Source organism: Neptuniibacter sp. PT8_73, assembly GCF_047778045.1.
Taxonomy (GTDB): Bacteria; Pseudomonadota; Gammaproteobacteria; order Pseudomonadales; family Balneatricaceae; genus Neptuniibacter.
This window is the reverse complement of sequence record NZ_CP180545.1, coordinates 3385515-3401442: the sequence shown is the minus strand read 5'-3', so window position 1 is coordinate 3401442 and position 15928 is coordinate 3385515. Positions and strand designations below refer to the sequence as shown.

Annotated in this window: 15 protein-coding genes; 6 read left to right on the top strand and 9 right to left on the bottom strand. The window is 45.5% G+C overall.

The window, feature by feature from the left end; genetic code table 11:
• Positions 1-799: 799 nt before the first annotated feature.
• The 3 genes from ACMXYN_RS15440 (at position 800) to ACMXYN_RS15430 (ending at position 3849) form a co-directional block, all read left to right on the top strand.
• The gene (locus ACMXYN_RS15440) at positions 800-1597 is read left to right on the top strand and encodes a formate/nitrite transporter family protein (RefSeq protein ID WP_415892607.1); all 798 of its coding nucleotides are present in this window, start codon (positions 800-802) and stop codon (positions 1595-1597) included.
• Positions 1598-1801: 204 nt separating this feature from the next.
• Positions 1802-3469 (top strand): SulP family inorganic anion transporter, encoded by a 1668-nt coding sequence (locus ACMXYN_RS15435; RefSeq protein ID WP_415892606.1) that lies wholly within the window; start codon positions 1802-1804, stop codon positions 3467-3469.
• 53 nt (positions 3470-3522) lie between these two features.
• Entirely contained in the window at positions 3523-3849 is a 327-nt protein-coding gene (locus ACMXYN_RS15430) for a DUF1820 family protein (protein ID WP_415892605.1), read from the top strand.
• A 44-nt stretch (positions 3850-3893) separates the two neighbouring features.
• On the opposite strand, the gene ACMXYN_RS15425 is transcribed toward ACMXYN_RS15430, so the two are convergent.
• From ACMXYN_RS15425 to epmB, 8 genes are all read right to left on the bottom strand, one after another.
• The gene (locus ACMXYN_RS15425; RefSeq protein WP_415892604.1) at positions 3894-4859 is read right to left on the bottom strand and encodes a 2Fe-2S iron-sulfur cluster-binding protein; all 966 of its coding nucleotides are present in this window, start codon (positions 4857-4859) and stop codon (positions 3894-3896) included.
• Positions 4860-4870: 11 nt separating this feature from the next.
• Complete coding sequence (locus tag ACMXYN_RS15420) at positions 4871-5671, bottom strand: group I truncated hemoglobin (RefSeq protein ID WP_415892603.1); 801 nt, start codon at positions 5669-5671, stop codon at positions 4871-4873.
• Between the two features lie 10 nt (positions 5672-5681).
• Positions 5682-6035: a c-type cytochrome gene (locus ACMXYN_RS15415; RefSeq protein ID WP_415892602.1), complete on the bottom strand. Its 354-nt coding sequence runs from the start codon at positions 6033-6035 to the stop codon at positions 5682-5684.
• Between the two features lie 6 nt (positions 6036-6041).
• On the bottom strand, positions 6042-6623 hold the full coding sequence (locus ACMXYN_RS15410; protein ID WP_415892601.1) for a DUF3365 domain-containing protein: 582 nt from the start codon (positions 6621-6623) through the stop codon (positions 6042-6044).
• A gap of 47 nt (positions 6624-6670) precedes the next feature.
• Positions 6671-7981 (bottom strand): cytochrome c3 family protein, encoded by a 1311-nt coding sequence (locus ACMXYN_RS15405; protein WP_415892600.1) that lies wholly within the window; start codon positions 7979-7981, stop codon positions 6671-6673.
• Positions 7982-7996: 15 nt separating this feature from the next.
• Complete coding sequence (locus ACMXYN_RS15400) at positions 7997-9979, bottom strand: FAD-dependent oxidoreductase (RefSeq protein WP_415892599.1); 1983 nt, start codon at positions 9977-9979, stop codon at positions 7997-7999.
• Between the two features lie 351 nt (positions 9980-10330).
• Positions 10331-11482 carry a hypothetical protein gene (locus ACMXYN_RS15395; RefSeq protein WP_415892598.1) on the bottom strand — a complete coding sequence of 384 codons (1152 nt, stop codon included), beginning with the start codon at positions 11480-11482 and terminating at the stop codon, positions 10331-10333.
• Between the two features lie 105 nt (positions 11483-11587).
• Positions 11588-12601, bottom strand: coding sequence for an EF-P beta-lysylation protein EpmB (gene epmB, locus ACMXYN_RS15390; RefSeq protein ID WP_415892597.1), 1014 nt, complete (start codon positions 12599-12601; stop codon positions 11588-11590).
• A gap of 126 nt (positions 12602-12727) precedes the next feature.
• Here epmB and efp point away from each other — a divergent pair, with 126 nt between their 5' ends.
• Complete coding sequence (gene efp, locus ACMXYN_RS15385) at positions 12728-13291, top strand: elongation factor P (protein WP_415882477.1); 564 nt, start codon at positions 12728-12730, stop codon at positions 13289-13291.
• Positions 13292-13345: 54 nt separating this feature from the next.
• On the opposite strand, the gene ACMXYN_RS15380 is transcribed toward efp, so the two are convergent.
• Positions 13346-14323: an ion channel gene (locus ACMXYN_RS15380; RefSeq protein WP_415892596.1), complete on the bottom strand. Its 978-nt coding sequence runs from the start codon at positions 14321-14323 to the stop codon at positions 13346-13348.
• 189 nt (positions 14324-14512) lie between these two features.
• On the opposite strand from ACMXYN_RS15380, the gene epmA reads away from it, so the two are divergent.
• A complete protein-coding gene (gene epmA, locus ACMXYN_RS15375; RefSeq protein WP_415892595.1) occupies positions 14513-15481 on the top strand; it encodes an elongation factor P--(R)-beta-lysine ligase in 969 nt (322 codons plus the stop codon).
• An 18-nt stretch (positions 15482-15499) separates the two neighbouring features.
• Positions 15500-15925 carry a hypothetical protein gene (locus ACMXYN_RS15370; RefSeq protein ID WP_415892594.1) on the top strand — a complete coding sequence of 142 codons (426 nt, stop codon included), beginning with the start codon at positions 15500-15502 and terminating at the stop codon, positions 15923-15925.
• Positions 15926-15928 lie beyond the last annotated feature (3 nt).

Genomic DNA, 15928 nt, shown 5'->3' with positions numbered 1-15928 from the left:
TTCCCTCTAGTTTTTAGTATTCGCCTAAAAGTCCTTATTTCGAACAATGTAAGTATGAAGAAGTTAAGTAACAGAGACCAAAGCACATAACTAATAAACACCATGCCAACAACTGTTTTCACGTTGCTCGAATATCTCCCTGTAGGATCATTACCGAACTCAGATATGATTATTAATATGGTCCCAATAAACAGTGAAAGCACAAAGCACGTTCTGCCACCTAATCGGTCTGGGTACATAAACAAATCGTGTTTTCGAAATTCCAGCGTGGAATGCGCTAGCACAATGCAGAAAGTTACTAGACCTGTCAGTCCTGCGTAATAGGTATATAAAGGGGATTGTGAGTATTCAACCGTATGATAAAAAAAGAAAAATTTAATGGGGTAGGACTGTGGTTCAAATAGAAAGGCTATCGCTAAAGCAACGCATAAAATACCTATAAATAGGTAACTAAAGATCCTCGTCATTCGTGAAATGAAACGCCAGCAATCTGCGTTTATATCCTTCATCACTTTTGTAAATTCCGTTTTTAGAGAGCTATTTATTCAGTCTGAATTGTTTAGGTAGTGTTTCATATCCTTTCTTTGATGGCCAATACAAAGCTATTGATGTTTATTGATTCGTAATCTATTGATCTAAAAGACATAAATAGTATTCGATCTATCTAAGTTGTTATTTGGTACTGGTATTTAGTCACTTGGTGCACAGAGGGGGACTCATTAGACTTTAGTTTTGGTAACATTGCCTTCCAATTTTTATCGTTATTTACATGTTAAGTAATATTTGAGGGAAGGCGTTTATGGCGTATTTGGAGCCGCGTGAATTTGTTACCAAGATGGTCGATGCAGGCGAACAAAAGATCTTTATGACCACAAGGGATACTTATATCCGTTCATTGATGGCTGGTGCTATTTTGTCCTTGGCTGCCTTCTTTGCCATTGCGGTGATTACCAATACAGGGAATTTGTTAATCGGTGCAATTTTGTTCCCCGTCGGTTTTATCATGCTAAACCTGATGAAATTCGATCTTCTCACCGGAGCGTTTACCTTGGTGCCTCTCGCTGTGATTGATAAACGTCCAGGCTGCACCATTAAGAAGTTATTACGTAACTGGTGGTTAGTCTTCTTGGGTAACCTTTCTGGTGCCGCTATCGTCGCTTTTTTTGCTTCCTTTATTCTGACATATGGTTATCAAACTGATGGCGGCGCAATTGCGGAGAAAGTCAGTTGGATTGGTGAGTCTCGTACCCTTGGTTATCAAGAACAAGGGATTTGGGGATGGATTACTATTTTTATCCGCGGCATGTTGTGTAACTGGATGGTTTCTATGGGCGTTGTAGGGGCGCTGATCTCAACATCTGCTAGCAGTAAAATGGCGGCAATGTGGATGCCGATTATGCTGTTCTTCTATATGGCGTTTGAACACTCTGTTGTGAACATGTTCCTGTTCCCATTTGCGATGATTATGGGCGGCGAGTTTACACTAGTGGATTACCTGTTATGGAATGAGATCCCTACGGTTTTAGGTAACTTGGTCGGTGGGTTCTTGTTGGTAGGTTTACCTCTATACCTAACCCATGTAAAAACTGGCAAGTAATCGTCTTTGGTTAATTAGAAATAGCTTATTTTTGTGCGGATTTTATTCAGCTAAGCTGAATAAAATCCGATAGTGCTCCTGGTTTTATCCTAGAACGGTTTTTAAGAGGAATATTTAGTCGAGTTGGGTCAGATAAACCTTGCTCGCTTGCGCTCGACTAGTAAAATTACAGCTTAGATTCCTGTACACAAAGAGAAAAGTTAGATGCTTGCGCTGAATACGCTGAGTAAGAAGAACCTTCGCGGCGATATGTTAGGTGGTTTGACCGCTGCGGTTGTCTCGTTACCCCTTGCTTTAACCTTCGGTGTGGCGTCAGGTGCGGGTGCGGAAGCGGGTCTTTATGGCGCAATTCTAATCGGGCTATTTGCTTCTCTCTTTGGCGGTACTTCTACTCTGATCTCAGAGCCTACCGGCCCAATGACAGTAGTTATGACTGCTGTTGTTAGTACGCTGATTGCTACGCATCCTGAAAAAGGGCTCGCCATGGCCTTTACCGTCGTCATGATGGCGGGGTGTTTCCAGATAATATTTGGCTTCCTCAAACTGGGTAAATACATCACCTTAATGCCGTACTCGGTGGTTTCGGGCTTTATGTCCGGGATAGGCGTGATCCTGATTCTCATGCAATTGGCCCCTGCACTTGGTCAAACAGCTCCAGCTGGTGGAGTAGTGGGGACATTGTCGAATCTCCCTGAGCTGGTTATGAATATCCAGCTGGGGGAATTTTTACTCTTTGTAGTCACTTTGCAGCTGCTTTTCTTTACTCCTGAAAAGCTTAAAAAATACCTCCCACCTCAGTTAATCGCGCTGGTTTTTGTAAGTATTCTGTCGGTGCTTGTTTTTGATTTTGAGCAGATCCAGCGTATCGGTGAGATCGATGCCTCACTCCCTTCATTGGTGATTCCTCACTTCACTCACGCTGAGCTAAGTATTATGTTGGTGGAAGCGATGGTGTTGGGTATGTTGGGTTGTATCGACTCTATGCTGACATCGGTTATCGCTGATAACTTGACTCGAACTGAGCACAACTCGAACAAAGAGCTAGTAGGCCAGGGCTTAGGTAATATCATGTCTGGTCTATTCGGTGGCCTGCCGGGTGCGGGTGCTACTATGGGTACCGTGGTCAATATCCAGTCGGGTGGTCGGACCGCGCTTTCGGGGGTGATTAGGGTAGTTGCCTTGGCCATAGCGGTGTTTGGCGCCGCCTCCTTGATCGAAAATATACCGCTAGCCGTCTTGGCTGCCATCGCTGTGAAAGTGGGGATGGATATCCTTGATTGGTCGTTTATCAAGCGTGCCCACAAAGTCTCCCGCCATAGTACCTTGATTATGTACACCGTACTGCTTCTGACGGTTTTTGTAGACTTAATTGTTGCTGTAGGTATCGGTGTATTTGTAGCCAATATCATCATTATCCAGAAACTCTCTATGGTTGAAGCGCAGAAGGTGCGGGCCATGTCGGATGTGGATGATGAGATCCCACTGGATGAAGAGCAGAAGACCCTTCTGAATAAGGCGGACGGTCGGGTACTTCTCTTCTATTTGTCCGGTGCAATGATCTTTGGTGTTTCCAAGGCAATAGCGCGTGAACGTCAGGATATTGAAAGACACGAAGCGGTTATTTTTGATTTGAGTGACGTCTCTTTCTTGGATGACACTATGGCACTGTCGATCGAAAACGTAGTTTTTGAGGCTCTAGATTTAGGTAAGCATGTATCGATTATTACCCAATCAAAAGAAGCTCAGGATAAATTGCTCAAACTAGGATTAGAGTCCCGTATCAGCAGTAAGGATTTTGCTAGCACTCGTACGGAAGCTTTGGAACGAGCTGTTCAGTATCTTGATGAATCACAAGTATATGCCGGTGCGTAGTCAAAGCGCTCTGGCTGGTAATGAGTGAATAGCAACCTAGGTTTTCGGAACAGATGGCTAAGAAAGACGATCGAATCTATAAAGTGATTTTTGTAAATCAGGATCAAGTTTTTGAACTCTATGCGAAGCATGTTTATCAAAGCGACATGTGGGGTTTTTTAGAGATTGAAGAGTTGGTCTTTGGGAATCGTTCTGAACTCGTTATCGACCCAGGTGAAGAGAAACTCAAAACTGAATTTAGTGGTGTGAAGCGCTCTTATATTCCTTCCCATGCGATCGTTCGCATCGACGAAGTGGAGAACGAAGGCGTTGCTAAAGTTTCTGAGGCGAAAGGCACTATCGCTGCTTTCCCTTTAAGTTCAGCTCCGCAAAACAATTAAAAAAGCCGGCAGTGCCGGCTTGTGGAGTTAGGCTAGCAAGTTACCTAACTCGAGGGAGTGAACAGGTCGCAGTAGATATCCTGCATATTAGCGCCAGCTAAAAATGTTTGTTTGCGTAATGTTTTGACGCGATTTTCAGAACCACAGAAATAAGCTCGGTAGCCCTTGGTATTTGGTACCCTGTTTTTGACTACGGCATTGAGATCACCGATCTCGCAACCGTCTGGTTCTGATCCAGTTTCTTCGAGTACAACGGGATAGTAAGTGAGATTCTCATAGTGCTCACTCAACGCTTTTAACTCTTCAACTAGGTATAAACCTGCGCTATTTTTAGCGCCAGCGAATAAACTGATTGGGCCGGTATGACCCTGTTGTAAGGCATCTCGAACAATGCCATAAAGAGGAGCTAACCCAGTACCGGTACCCGCCATAAGGATCGGTTGGTTGAGATCTGTTTTGGTATAAAAACAGTCGCCAAATGGCCCTTGTAGCTCAATGTTTTCACCAAGTACAAATTCATTGAGTGCCCATTGACTAAACTGCCCATTTTTAAAAATACGTAGCTGTAGTTCTATATGGTCATCGAGGCTTTTTACGCTGGCGATTGAGTAAGATCGGCTCAATCCATCATGACGAACTAAATTGATATATTGTCCTGCTAAGTAATCGATATCTGCTTTAAGTTTGAGTTGCAGAACGGAGTCCGTTAGTTGTTGCTTACTGATTAAGATCCCTTCGGTTGAGGATACTTGCGCATTCCGTTGAACGCTCATCTCTGTATTTGGCTGACAGCGACAAGCCAGAAAGTAGCCCTGTTGCTTTTGAGTCTCTTTAAGACCTTTTTGAGCATCAGTTGGTGGCGTACCTTCTGTTGCTTGGAGCATGCAGCACTGGCAAGCGCCAGCACGACATGAATTGGGAATGTCGTGACCAGCATCCAATAAGGCTTCTAGAAGGTTAGAGCCTCCTTTGACCGTAATATCAGCCTCTTCAAATCTGACGCTTACCATATTGTGACTCCTTAGCGATTAAGCACATCGTCTTTAACGCTGCCGGCAATACCTGCAATTTCGCCGATATCACTTTCGCTCACGCCGAGTTCAGTCAGCGTCGCAGCTAGGTTTTCAACTACTGCATCAAAGTGGGTTTCGTTAAGTCCTTTAAGGTGTTTGTGCCCTTCCCGCATATCTTGTCCGGTGTAGTTGTGTGGGCCGCCGAATACCATGGTTAAGAACGCTTTTTGCTTGGCTGCTTGGCCATCCATATCAACATCATCGAAGTAGTGGCTGATACGGTCATCAGCAAGCACTTTGCGGTAAAAAATATCGACAGCAGCATCTACCGCTGCTTCCCCACCAATTCGCTCGTATAAACTCATCTCTTTTTCCTCTTGGGCTGTCTCGCCTTCTTTAGGGCGATTAAGAACATCATCTCTTACACTTTCCGCGATACCTGCAATTTCGCTGATATCATCACTGCCAACACCCAGTTCAGTTAGGGTCGCAGCTAGGTTTTCCACTACAGCGTCGAAGTGGCAATCGTTTAGCCTTTTGAGGTGTTTATGGCCTTCACGCATATCCATGCCGGTGTAGTTGTGGGGGCCACCAAAAACCATGGTTAGAAAGGCTTTTTGTTTTACGGCTTGACCTTCCATATCAACATCATCGAAGTAGTGGCTGATGCGGTCATCTACCAACACTTTGCGATAAAAAATATCCACAGCAGCGTCTACCGCTGTTTCGCCGCCTAGTCGTTCATAAAGGGAGGCTTGGCACTTAGCCCCGCCGAAAATTGATTTCAATTTGCTGAAGAAACAACCCATGTTAGATCCCTCATTCTTTGATTTGTGAAAGCATGTAGCCAACTGCTAAGCCGATCTCTTCGTCCGAAAGATCTGTAAAACCACCTTTAGCTGGCATCAGGCCAATACCATTAATGGCATGTTCGACCAGAACGGCCTTGCCCTGAGTCGCACGTTTTTTCCACATCTTTTTGTTACCAACGATAGGGGCGCCGTTGATGCTTTGTGCATGACACGCAAAGCATCGGCCCTCTACGATCTCTTTCCCTTGTTGCAATTCGGGAGTTAGAGCAGCAGTCTTTGTTGTCTCGCTTGAATCACATCCTGTGGCGATAAAAGACACTAGGATTAGTGTGAATAGCGACATCAGAGCACCGTTAAACATGGGTGATTACTCGCCTAGAGGTACACGAATAACGACACCACCCATAACATCACCGAGTTTAAAGTCTGTTTTAGGGCTATCTTTATGACCGTTGTGGCAGCTCACGCAGGCTTTTACAGAAGCAACATCCGCGTAAACCGCAGTGAAGTAGTCTTTGCCACCTAATGTTTCTGTTCCGTAGAAGTTTTTACCTAGGTTTTTGGCAACGTACTCAAGGCCCTCTTTCTCCATGTCAGTACGTGGGGCGTTTTGTGAATTGATTGGCCAAATTGACTGGAGGGAATATGTGAAGTCATCCGTTACTTCAGATACAGATTCATAACCTAAACGGAACATCTGCGCTGGAAGTGGTACACCGTTATCTACATCTTTCCAGTGCTCAACTGGCATAACGGCATCAGCTCCTTTAGGGCCAAGACGACCAACAATGTATTTTGTGTAGTTAGTACGGTCAGCATTCATTACTGCGAAGAGTGCGTCAGTGTGTTTGCTTGGATCGATACCAACCGTTTTCTCTTCTTCCTGACAGCCTGTGATTGCTAGTGCAGTTGCCGCTATTGCAGTGGCTAAAGTTACTTTTTTCAGCATAGTATTTTCCTCGTTCCCCAAGTTCTCATAAGTAAATCGGTATAGGGCTATTTAGTTTCTCGGTCTAAAACCATCTGGATTGACGGAATGTTTTGAGAAGGTAGCCCTTTAAAATTGTTTTCAATCAGTACTTCGTCAGCCAAAGCGTCGATGCTGAATGAAAGGGAGTGACAATCCATGCAAACGCTTCGGATCATCTTTTCATTCGGACGTAAATTCATGCTTTGGTTGTGCTGTACGCGAACGACCTCTTCACCAAACTCTTTGTGCACTTCGCGCGGCATATGACAGGTCGCGCAGGTCACGCCGCTGCCTGCTGGCAGCTCGCCTTTTAGCTCTTGCTTCCAAAGTTCTGCATGAGGTGAATTGGCATAGTTTTGTGTATGGGTATCGTTGTGACAGCTGGTACAGGATTCGACAGCAGCGAGCTTCGGCTCAGGTTTATGAGCATCGTGGCAGCTTGCGCAGTCTAGACCTGTTGTATCAGCGTTCTCATGGAAAGCGGCTCGACCGGTGGCTGGAGTCATCTTGCCCAACCCTATCGATAGCTTCATACCGTGCTTTCCAGCCAAAAAGCCTTTTTCTTCGTGGGTATGACAGCTATTGCATGCGGCAAGACCTGGATCGTCTTGCCATGCTTGTCCTTGTGGTGCATGGCAGCTGGTACAGTTCACACCAGCTGTCGCATGGATGCTTTCACTCCACTCTTTAAGGTGTTCAGGCGAGGCAGAAGGCGCATCAGCCTGATCTATTGATAGACTTGCTTTACGTTCGATTGATTGCGTACCGGTTCGAGCTAAAACCTGGGCCATCGCTTTGATCATCGGACCTTCGTTGTTGCTCAAAAGGAAATCTTCATAGAGTGCGCGGTTGTCGTGATAGTTGTGGCAACCTGCCGAGGCGCAAGTGTCAAACCCCATGCCTTCATGACTTGGTCGTTCTTCGGCAATTTCTGCATGACACTCGTAACAGAAGTCGTCTGGTAGCGTTACACCCATCTCGAAGGTTTGATCTTGTTTATGTTCGCCATGACAGGTCACGCAGCTCACGGCATTGATCTTTTCGAGTCGATCAGCGTTACGTGGGTCGGTAAACTTTTTGATTGGATGTGAATCGTGGGAGGTTTTCAGCTCTTCTTGGTGGCAGCCTAAGCACGCATCATGGATGACCTCTTCACCACCAAAAGGATCGGTGTGGCAAGTATCACAACTCATCTCGATCTGATGGTGACCGTGTGTCGCTTCACCGATGATGAAGTCAGGCTTCTGTTCTTCTAAGAACATCTGGTAACCAAAATAGCTTGCCAGCGAAAAGCAAAGCACTAACCAAGCAAGCCAGATAGATAATTTACGACTCATGAATATCTCTCCGACCTAGAAATAGTAAACACTGAGAATGTGGAAGCTTAAAAGGGCTGGCAGAGGCCAGCTCAGTAACAAGTGACCCCAAAAGCCGATGCTGCGTAGTTGCTTACCGACATTGAAGGACAGCTTGTGTTGCATGCCTATCGCGAGGCTGATCACAATGCCTAAACCCGCTAAGAGTAAAAAATTGATCAGTAGCCATTGGTTAAGGGCTTGGCCACTATTGAATCCGGTATGGGCCAATAAAATGATTAGGCAGAGGAGGGCCAAAATAGTGTGTAGACTGCGCCACAGTTTGTAAGAGCCAAGTTTAAGTGTTTTGCTGCGTTTCTTAAGCGACATAAGAAGGCCGACAATCGTGAGGCCTAACAGCGTGAATCCAGTTACTTGCTTGTAGAAACCATCGTTCCAGAAAAGATCTAAGCGCATCGAATCTTGCACGGATGTGCTGACAGTAAACGCTGGCACCATAATAAAGGCGATCAATGCGGCTAATACCCCTAAAGAGGTGATCAATAAATTTTTGCTGTCCGGTGCGGCTGGTTGCTCTGCTTCGGAGCCAAGAATTTGTTGAACAAGTGGCTTACAACTACCACATGTGGTTGTAGCGCCTGTACATTTGGCAATCGTTTCCATGGTACAGCAGCCTTGCTGGTCCATGGCGTAGCTGAGTTGTCCACGAGTCACGTTGTTACAGTTACAGATCACTGCGGTTTCTGGCCAGTTTTCTGGGCTATTAGACGCTGGATTCCAAAGGTTTCCGGTAAAGCGGAAGCGCAAAATCTGCCATGTGTAAACTCGGCGCTGGTGGGTGATCAGCTCCTGAATACGAGGGATCTCATCCCAGTCGCCAATCGCCATCGCACCGACAATACGCCCTTTTCGTATGGCCAGTTTGCGATATCCGCCATCTTTGGTCTTGTAGCTGAAGAACTGTTTTTTATCGTAAGGCTGATCGTCTAGGACATCACCCATACTGAATACGGATTCGCCGACGACTTTAAGGCGAGCAATGCTATGGGAGCCTAGGTATTGGCTATCACCTTGAGTTATATGGTTGGCAGCAACAGCGGCTTGTTCGAAGCCTGGAGCTACCAATCCGTACACTTTATCTAGATGTTCTGCGCATTCACCAATGGCGTACACATCCGGATGAGATGTTTGTAAGCTATCGTTGACGCGAATGCCGGTACCTACTTTGATCCAAGCTTTACGCGCTAACTCAATATTAGGTTTGATACCTGCAGAGATAAGTACAGAGTCACACTTGAGTGTTTTGCCATCACGCAGTCGGACCCCTCTTACTCGTTGATCACCGACTATACCTTTAACTCCGGCTCCGACAATGACGCGAATGCCCATAGATTCAAGCTGGCTTTGTAGCATTGCAGCGGCTTCATCATCTAACTGTTGATTCATGATGCGGCTAGCTTGCTGGACTAAGGTGATATTGGTCAGATTGCCTTGCATGGCCCGCGCCGCTTCTAAACCTAGTAAGCCGCCGCCAACTACGACTAAATCTTGGCTACGAGTTGTGCGTGCTTTGAGCTTTTCAGCATCACGCATGTTGCGGAATGTGAATACTCCTTCTAAATCTACACCGGTAATATGTGGAACGTGTGCACGAGAGCCTGTGGCGATGACTAGCTTGGCGTAGCTGTAATGATTAGCTTCTGAATCTGTAACGCTGTGGTTTTCAGTATCAATCGACACGATCTCTTTGCAGAGGTATTTGAAAAGAGGGTCGTTATCTAATTCATCTAGTGGAAGTAATAAGTTTTCTGCGGAGTCTTGACCTGCAAGTAGGGCGCTCAGGCGAACACGGTCATAGGGAAGGTAGGGTTCATTACCAAATAAAATTACGGGTGCTTGAGGTGCGTTTTTACGCAACTCTTGAATAAACCTGAATCCAACAGGACCTGCTCCGACCACAATGATCGCTTGATCCCATTTGTCAGCACCGTTGCCCACTTTTGGTTGTACTTCGCTCATTATTTGCTCCCCTCGGTCGTGCTCAATGACCTTGGTAGTGATAGAGCAAAAGTCTTGCCAAAAATGTTTTATCTGTACATTTTACTGTAAAAAGTCTTTTTAATTCAGTGTCTTAGTTTGATGTTTTTTGTATGTATGAATAGGGTGGTTCTTTATGTTGCTGTGCACCATAAATTGGCTTGGTCAAAAAAACAGCAATAAAACTGCGCAAAAAAGTTACGTAGTCGGTGTGCCAAAAAGGAGCGAAAACGTTTTTTTAAGGAAGCGATTTAACCGGTTTGCCCCAATTTGGATAAGCTTGAAGGGAAGACTTAGTAAAAGTGATTTAAGTGTTAGCTAAAGGCTTTTTGGTTACACAACCAGATCAACCTGCTGTAAGGTGCCGGTCTCGCCTTCCTCTGTTAGAAAAAGGCCAGTTGCACGAATTTTTCCTGCCATTTCGTCACTATGTTGGCCTGCACTTAGCTCCCAATCTGTTCGGGAATAACCAAGATATAAAGCGCCAATATCTTTGTCGGCTAAGGTGAACATGCTGCTACTGCCATCATCGTGCTGAACCCAGATGCGTAATTGATCCCAGATGGCATCGCCTTCATCGATAAAACCGTTGTTATCATCATCGTAGGCCGCGAGTTCTTTAAAGCCATTACCTGACTGTGCGCCAAACAGCTCGTTACCATTATCAATTGAGCCATTGTTGTTTCTGTCGAGGGCGATATAGCCGCTAGCATCATCAAGGCGATGAACGGTATCCAGCTCACCATCGCTGTCTATATCGAATTCAATTGTATCGGCGCTAAGCTCGGCGGCTTGACCAGAAAAGTTGATCACTAGAGGATCTTTAAGCGCTGCTCCCAAACGAATTTGAAAACTGTGATTCTCGCTGAGTGAGCGGCTCATATTGAGTTGTAGGTTGAGATCGATAACCCGACCGTCTGCAGTACGCACTTGCCCTTGGGCTTGAAACTGGACTTGCTCGGTCGAGGTCGTGGTTTCGCTGTAGCTGTATTCAAAGCCGTGTTCTAGGGCTTCGCCAGAAGTAATACTCAGTTGGCTGGCGGATGTCGTCACTTGCCCGGTAGTAGCACTGTTACCGCTATTTCCTACAGCTTGCGCATCTAACATGCCGACGTTGAAGCTTTTGCCCGTCATGCTCTCAAACAGCTTTTTTAGAAGCTCAATTTTGACTTTATCTTCTGGGTTTAGCTCAAATAGACTTGAGCTACTCCCCGTCGTCTTTGTGATTAGCTGATCAAGGCTGTATTTACCGACATTTTCCCGTTCCATCTGTTTGCGGAAATCGGCATAGGTTGAGTCATCAGCTTGAGTGCTTTGATTTACTTCTTTTACCACTCGCTCTTTGTGGCTACCTTCGACCAAATTTTCTTTATTGAAAGCATCGCCAGCGCGAACATAACCCTCGGTTAGATGTTCTCTAATTTCAGTATAGGTCGATTGGTGCGCTGCACTCTCCAGTGCAATATCAGAAGCAGCAATACGCATTGCTTCACCCTCTAGTGCTAATTATTCCATTCGAGAGTTATCGGCCGCAGTCGAGGGAATCAAAGGGTGAAGCTAAGAATATGAAAAAGTTTCAGTTTCCTTTCGTTAGAACAGCAGTGTCTTAGAACGCTTGCCAGGGATCTCGCGAGCAAGTTTTGGTACTAAGTAACCCGGTAATGTTGCCTGCAGCTGTTGATGCAACGCGATGGCTTGATCGTCAGGAATATCAAAGTGAGCAGCGCCTTTTACCGGATCTAGGGTGAATAGGTAATAGGGTAGAATTCCGAAATGGAAGAGCTTTTCACTCAGCTCAGTTAGCGCGGTTAAACTGTCATTTACGCCTTTGAGTAATACCGCTTGATTTAAGACGGTAACGCCTGCTGTTCTTAGATATGCGCTAGCTTGCTGAACCTGTTGATCCAGTTCATTAGCATGGTTGGCATGAAGAACCATCGCGATATCGAAACGGCTATTGGTAAAGAGAGTGGTTAACTCGGAGGTTACTCGCTGCGGGATCACTATCGGTAAACGGGTGTGGATTCTTAAGCGTTTTAGATGAGGAATCTCTTCTAAATCCGTAATCATTCTGAGCAAGCGTTTATCCGAGGTAGCTAGAGGATCGCCTCCTGAAAAGATCACTTCGGTAATGCTGTTATCTGTATTTAAGTACTCAAGTACTTGTTGCCATTGCTCAGAACCTAAGCGGTTGTCTTGATAAGGGAAATGGCGGCGGAAGCAGTAGCGACAATTTACTGCGCAAGCTCCACTGAGAATAAGCAGTACTCGGCCGTGATATTTGTGGATAAGTCCATCACTGTGGTTTGCAGACATCTCGGCAAGAGGGTCGGTGACATAGCCTGGAATATCCGCGCTTTCCGCATCTAGCGGCAGAATTTGGCGTAGCAAAGGGTCGTTTGGATTACCTTTTTCAATCCGTTGTAAAAATGGCTTTGGCACTTTTAGTGAGAATAGGTCGTTCCCTTGTTGCGCGCCATTGAGTAGCGACGAGGGGAGATCTAATAGCTTGAGCAGTTCAGCTGGGTCATCAATCGTGCGACTCAGGAGCTGTTGCCAGTCGGCTTCTTCCGTGACGGGAATCGGATTAGAAATAGAATTCATGATGTTTTTGTACGGAATTACGACTGAAAGTTGCTCGCATTTTCCTTTCAAGTAGAATGTCTGTCAATTTTACGATCAACAGGGTTTGTTGGTTGAGAAAAACTTACAAGAGATACAGAGAACATTATGGGCAACATTTCTACTAACCAGTTTAAAAATGGTCAGAAAGTAATGATCGACGGCGATCCATGCGCAATGGTTGACGTTGAATTTGTAAAACCAGGTAAAGGTCAGGCGTTCACACGTGTTAAGTTGCGTAACCTAATGTCCGGTCGTATCTGGGAACGTACCTTTAAATCAGGTGAAAGCGTTGAGCAGGCTGATGTAATGGATACGACTATGGAATACTCATACTACGATGGTGAGCTATGGTACTTCATGGATCCAAATACGTTTGAGCAGGTAGGTGCGGACGAAAACGCAGTTGCTGAAGCTAAGCCATGGTTGAAAGAGCAGGACTCTGTAACGGTTACTTTGTTCAACGGTAACCCAATCTCTGTGACTCCAGCTAACTTTGTTGAGTTAGAAGTAACTGAGACAGATCCGGGCCTTAAGGGCGATACTGCTCAGGGCGGTTCTAAACCAGCTACATTGAGCACTGGCGCTGTTGTACGCGTTCCTTTGTTTATCAATGAAGGTGAAGTGCTAAAAATTGATACACGTACGGGCGAATACGTTTCTCGCGCGTAATGTTGTTAAGGGGCAGATCACTCTGTCCCTTTTCCTCTCCTAGCTTTATTTCTCCTACCTTGTCATCTTCTTGACGAACACCACCACAAAAAGCGCCATTGTAAAACTGCCTAAAAAGGCTTCAACAGCTGCAACAAACCTTGCAAGCCCAATAGGTGCTATGTCCCCGTAGCCTAGTGTCGTGAAGGTCACAACGCTAAAGTAGATAGCATTGAGAAATTCCAAAAAAATGGCTGTAGCTCCGGTACTGTCTGAATAAATGGGATTGGATGCGGTTGTTCCGAGAAAGAAATACACCAGTGCGCACAGCAATATCAGGCAGACTGAAAACATTACGACCCTGATAGGGGATTCGCCGTAACCACAAAACAGATCGACCCCTTTTGAGATAATTCGCCGAGAGCTGTACATGGGCATTTGGTAGCGCCTGAAGATCATCTCCTTCTTGAAGAAATGACCAGCAATCTCAAAAAGCCCCTCTTTCTCGCATTGTTTGCGGATTATCCGTGCGACCTCTTCGGCCTCCTGACATAAAGATACGGCGTCTTGAACTTTCTTTTGCTGAAATGCTTCAAGCGCTCTGCGTTCTTGTTGGAGTTCGTCTCCCCATTCAATGTTTTCAAGCCGGGTGCGGCTTAGATCTACACCGAGTAAGTTACAGTTTTCTAAATGGGCACAATGAAGGTTGGCGCCTGCCAAAGTACTTTTCATCAACGATGAACCACGTAGGTCTAATCCAAAACAGTGGGCATTGCGTAGATTCGCACGATAAAAGTCAGCTTCCCGACATTGGTAGCCGCGCTTGCTACCACGGTTTACTAAATTGATATCTTCCAACTGCGCGCGTGCTAACTGAAATCCATCAAGAGGCTTGCCGGCTTTAGCCCATTTTTCCACAGCGTCCTTTATGCCTTCATCCTGACTTTTATCCACAGAAGGGTCGTGCCAGTAGCATAGGCCTGATTTATTGGCGGGTTCGGTACATTGCCATCCATCTGGATTGCAATAAGAGCAAGCTTTAGCTGTCGTCATGGTTGCATACCTCTACAGCGACCGTTATTCGGTGATATGCATAGTGTTCTTAAGTGTAGAAGCGGATAAGTGAAGTAACCAAACGGATAGACAGTTCCGTATATGGGTCCATCGATTTAATTTTTATTGAAAGGGGCCTAGCTGATACAGTTACGTATATTGATTTTAGATGGAATAAGTAAGTTCAGCATGAGTGATTGGCAGCCTTCAGCTTCAATAGACAACTTGCGTAAACGCGGCGAGTTATTCGGTTATATTCGTGATTTCTTCAGACAGCGCGGTGTATTGGAAGTTGACACTCCTGTGATGTCTAACTGTGCGGTGAGCGATCCTTTTATCGACAGCATAGAGGTTGATTACCGAGAAACGGTAGGCCTAGAAGGGCGAAAGTTATATCTACAAACATCCCCCGAATATGCCATGAAACGCTTGCTAGCTGCTGGTAGCGGGCCGATCTATCAGATGAGTAAGGTGTTTCGAAATGGCGAATACGGTCGTCGTCACAATCCCGAATTCACTATGTTGGAGTGGTATCGCCCGGGCTTTGATGATGCTGGTCTGATAGATGAAATTGAAGCCTTGATTAAGCCTGTCTTACAGTTGGATAAGGTAGAACGTATCACCTACTCGGATCTGTTTTTCCGCTATTTAGGCTTTAGACCGGAAGAAGTCGTTTTAGAAGACCTAATTAAAGAAACGCGGAAGCATATAGATATTGAGCTAGAAGACTCTGATCCAGATACATGGTTGAATTTGTTGATGTCTCATGTCATCGAACCACAGCTTGAACAGGTCGATGCCATTTTTGTGATGGACTATCCACAAAGCCAAGCTGCATTAGCGCGTGTGCGAAAAAATGCAGCGGGAATTACTATTGCAGCAAGGTTTGAGCTGTTTGTCAGAGGCGTTGAGTTAGCGAATGGTTATTACGAACTGACAGATAGTGTCGAACAAAAGCGTCGTTTAGAAGCTGATCAAAAGCAACGAGCTGCATTGGATCTGCCACAGCGTCCTCTTGATACTCGTCTTGTGGATGCGCTGGAGGTAGGGATGCCTGATTGTGCTGGCGTGGCCTTGGGTGTTGATCGGTTGTTGATGTTAGCGCTACAGGAATCTTCCTTAGCCAATGTTATCCCTTTTGATCTGCCGCGTGCTTAAGGGAGGGTAAGTGAATCGATGAAAGAGTTTAAGTTGGTTTACGGTGGTTATCAGAGCCAGCTTGGGCACTATTGTGATATTTGGGTTGATGATCAGCCACTACTTGATTGGGTGCGTGATTATGAAGCGGCTTTTGCAGGCTGTATTAGTGGCGCCTACATCTGTGGTTTTAATCAAGAGATGTTACAGCGAGCTTGTACTGATAGTGAGATCGTGTTGACGCCATTTGTGTGTAACTGTGGTGATATAGATTGTTGGCAGTTAAACCTAAAGCAATCTTGTTATTCAGATATCGTTGCTTGGCACAATTGGAATAATCCAGCTAGGTCTAAACAGGATGGTTGGGATTATCGAAATTTTGCTCCGCTGAATTTCTCAGCGGAGCAGTATTTTGATGAATTGAAACGCGCTCTTACACTGATTGAGTCTAAGTCGGATCTTTAGGTT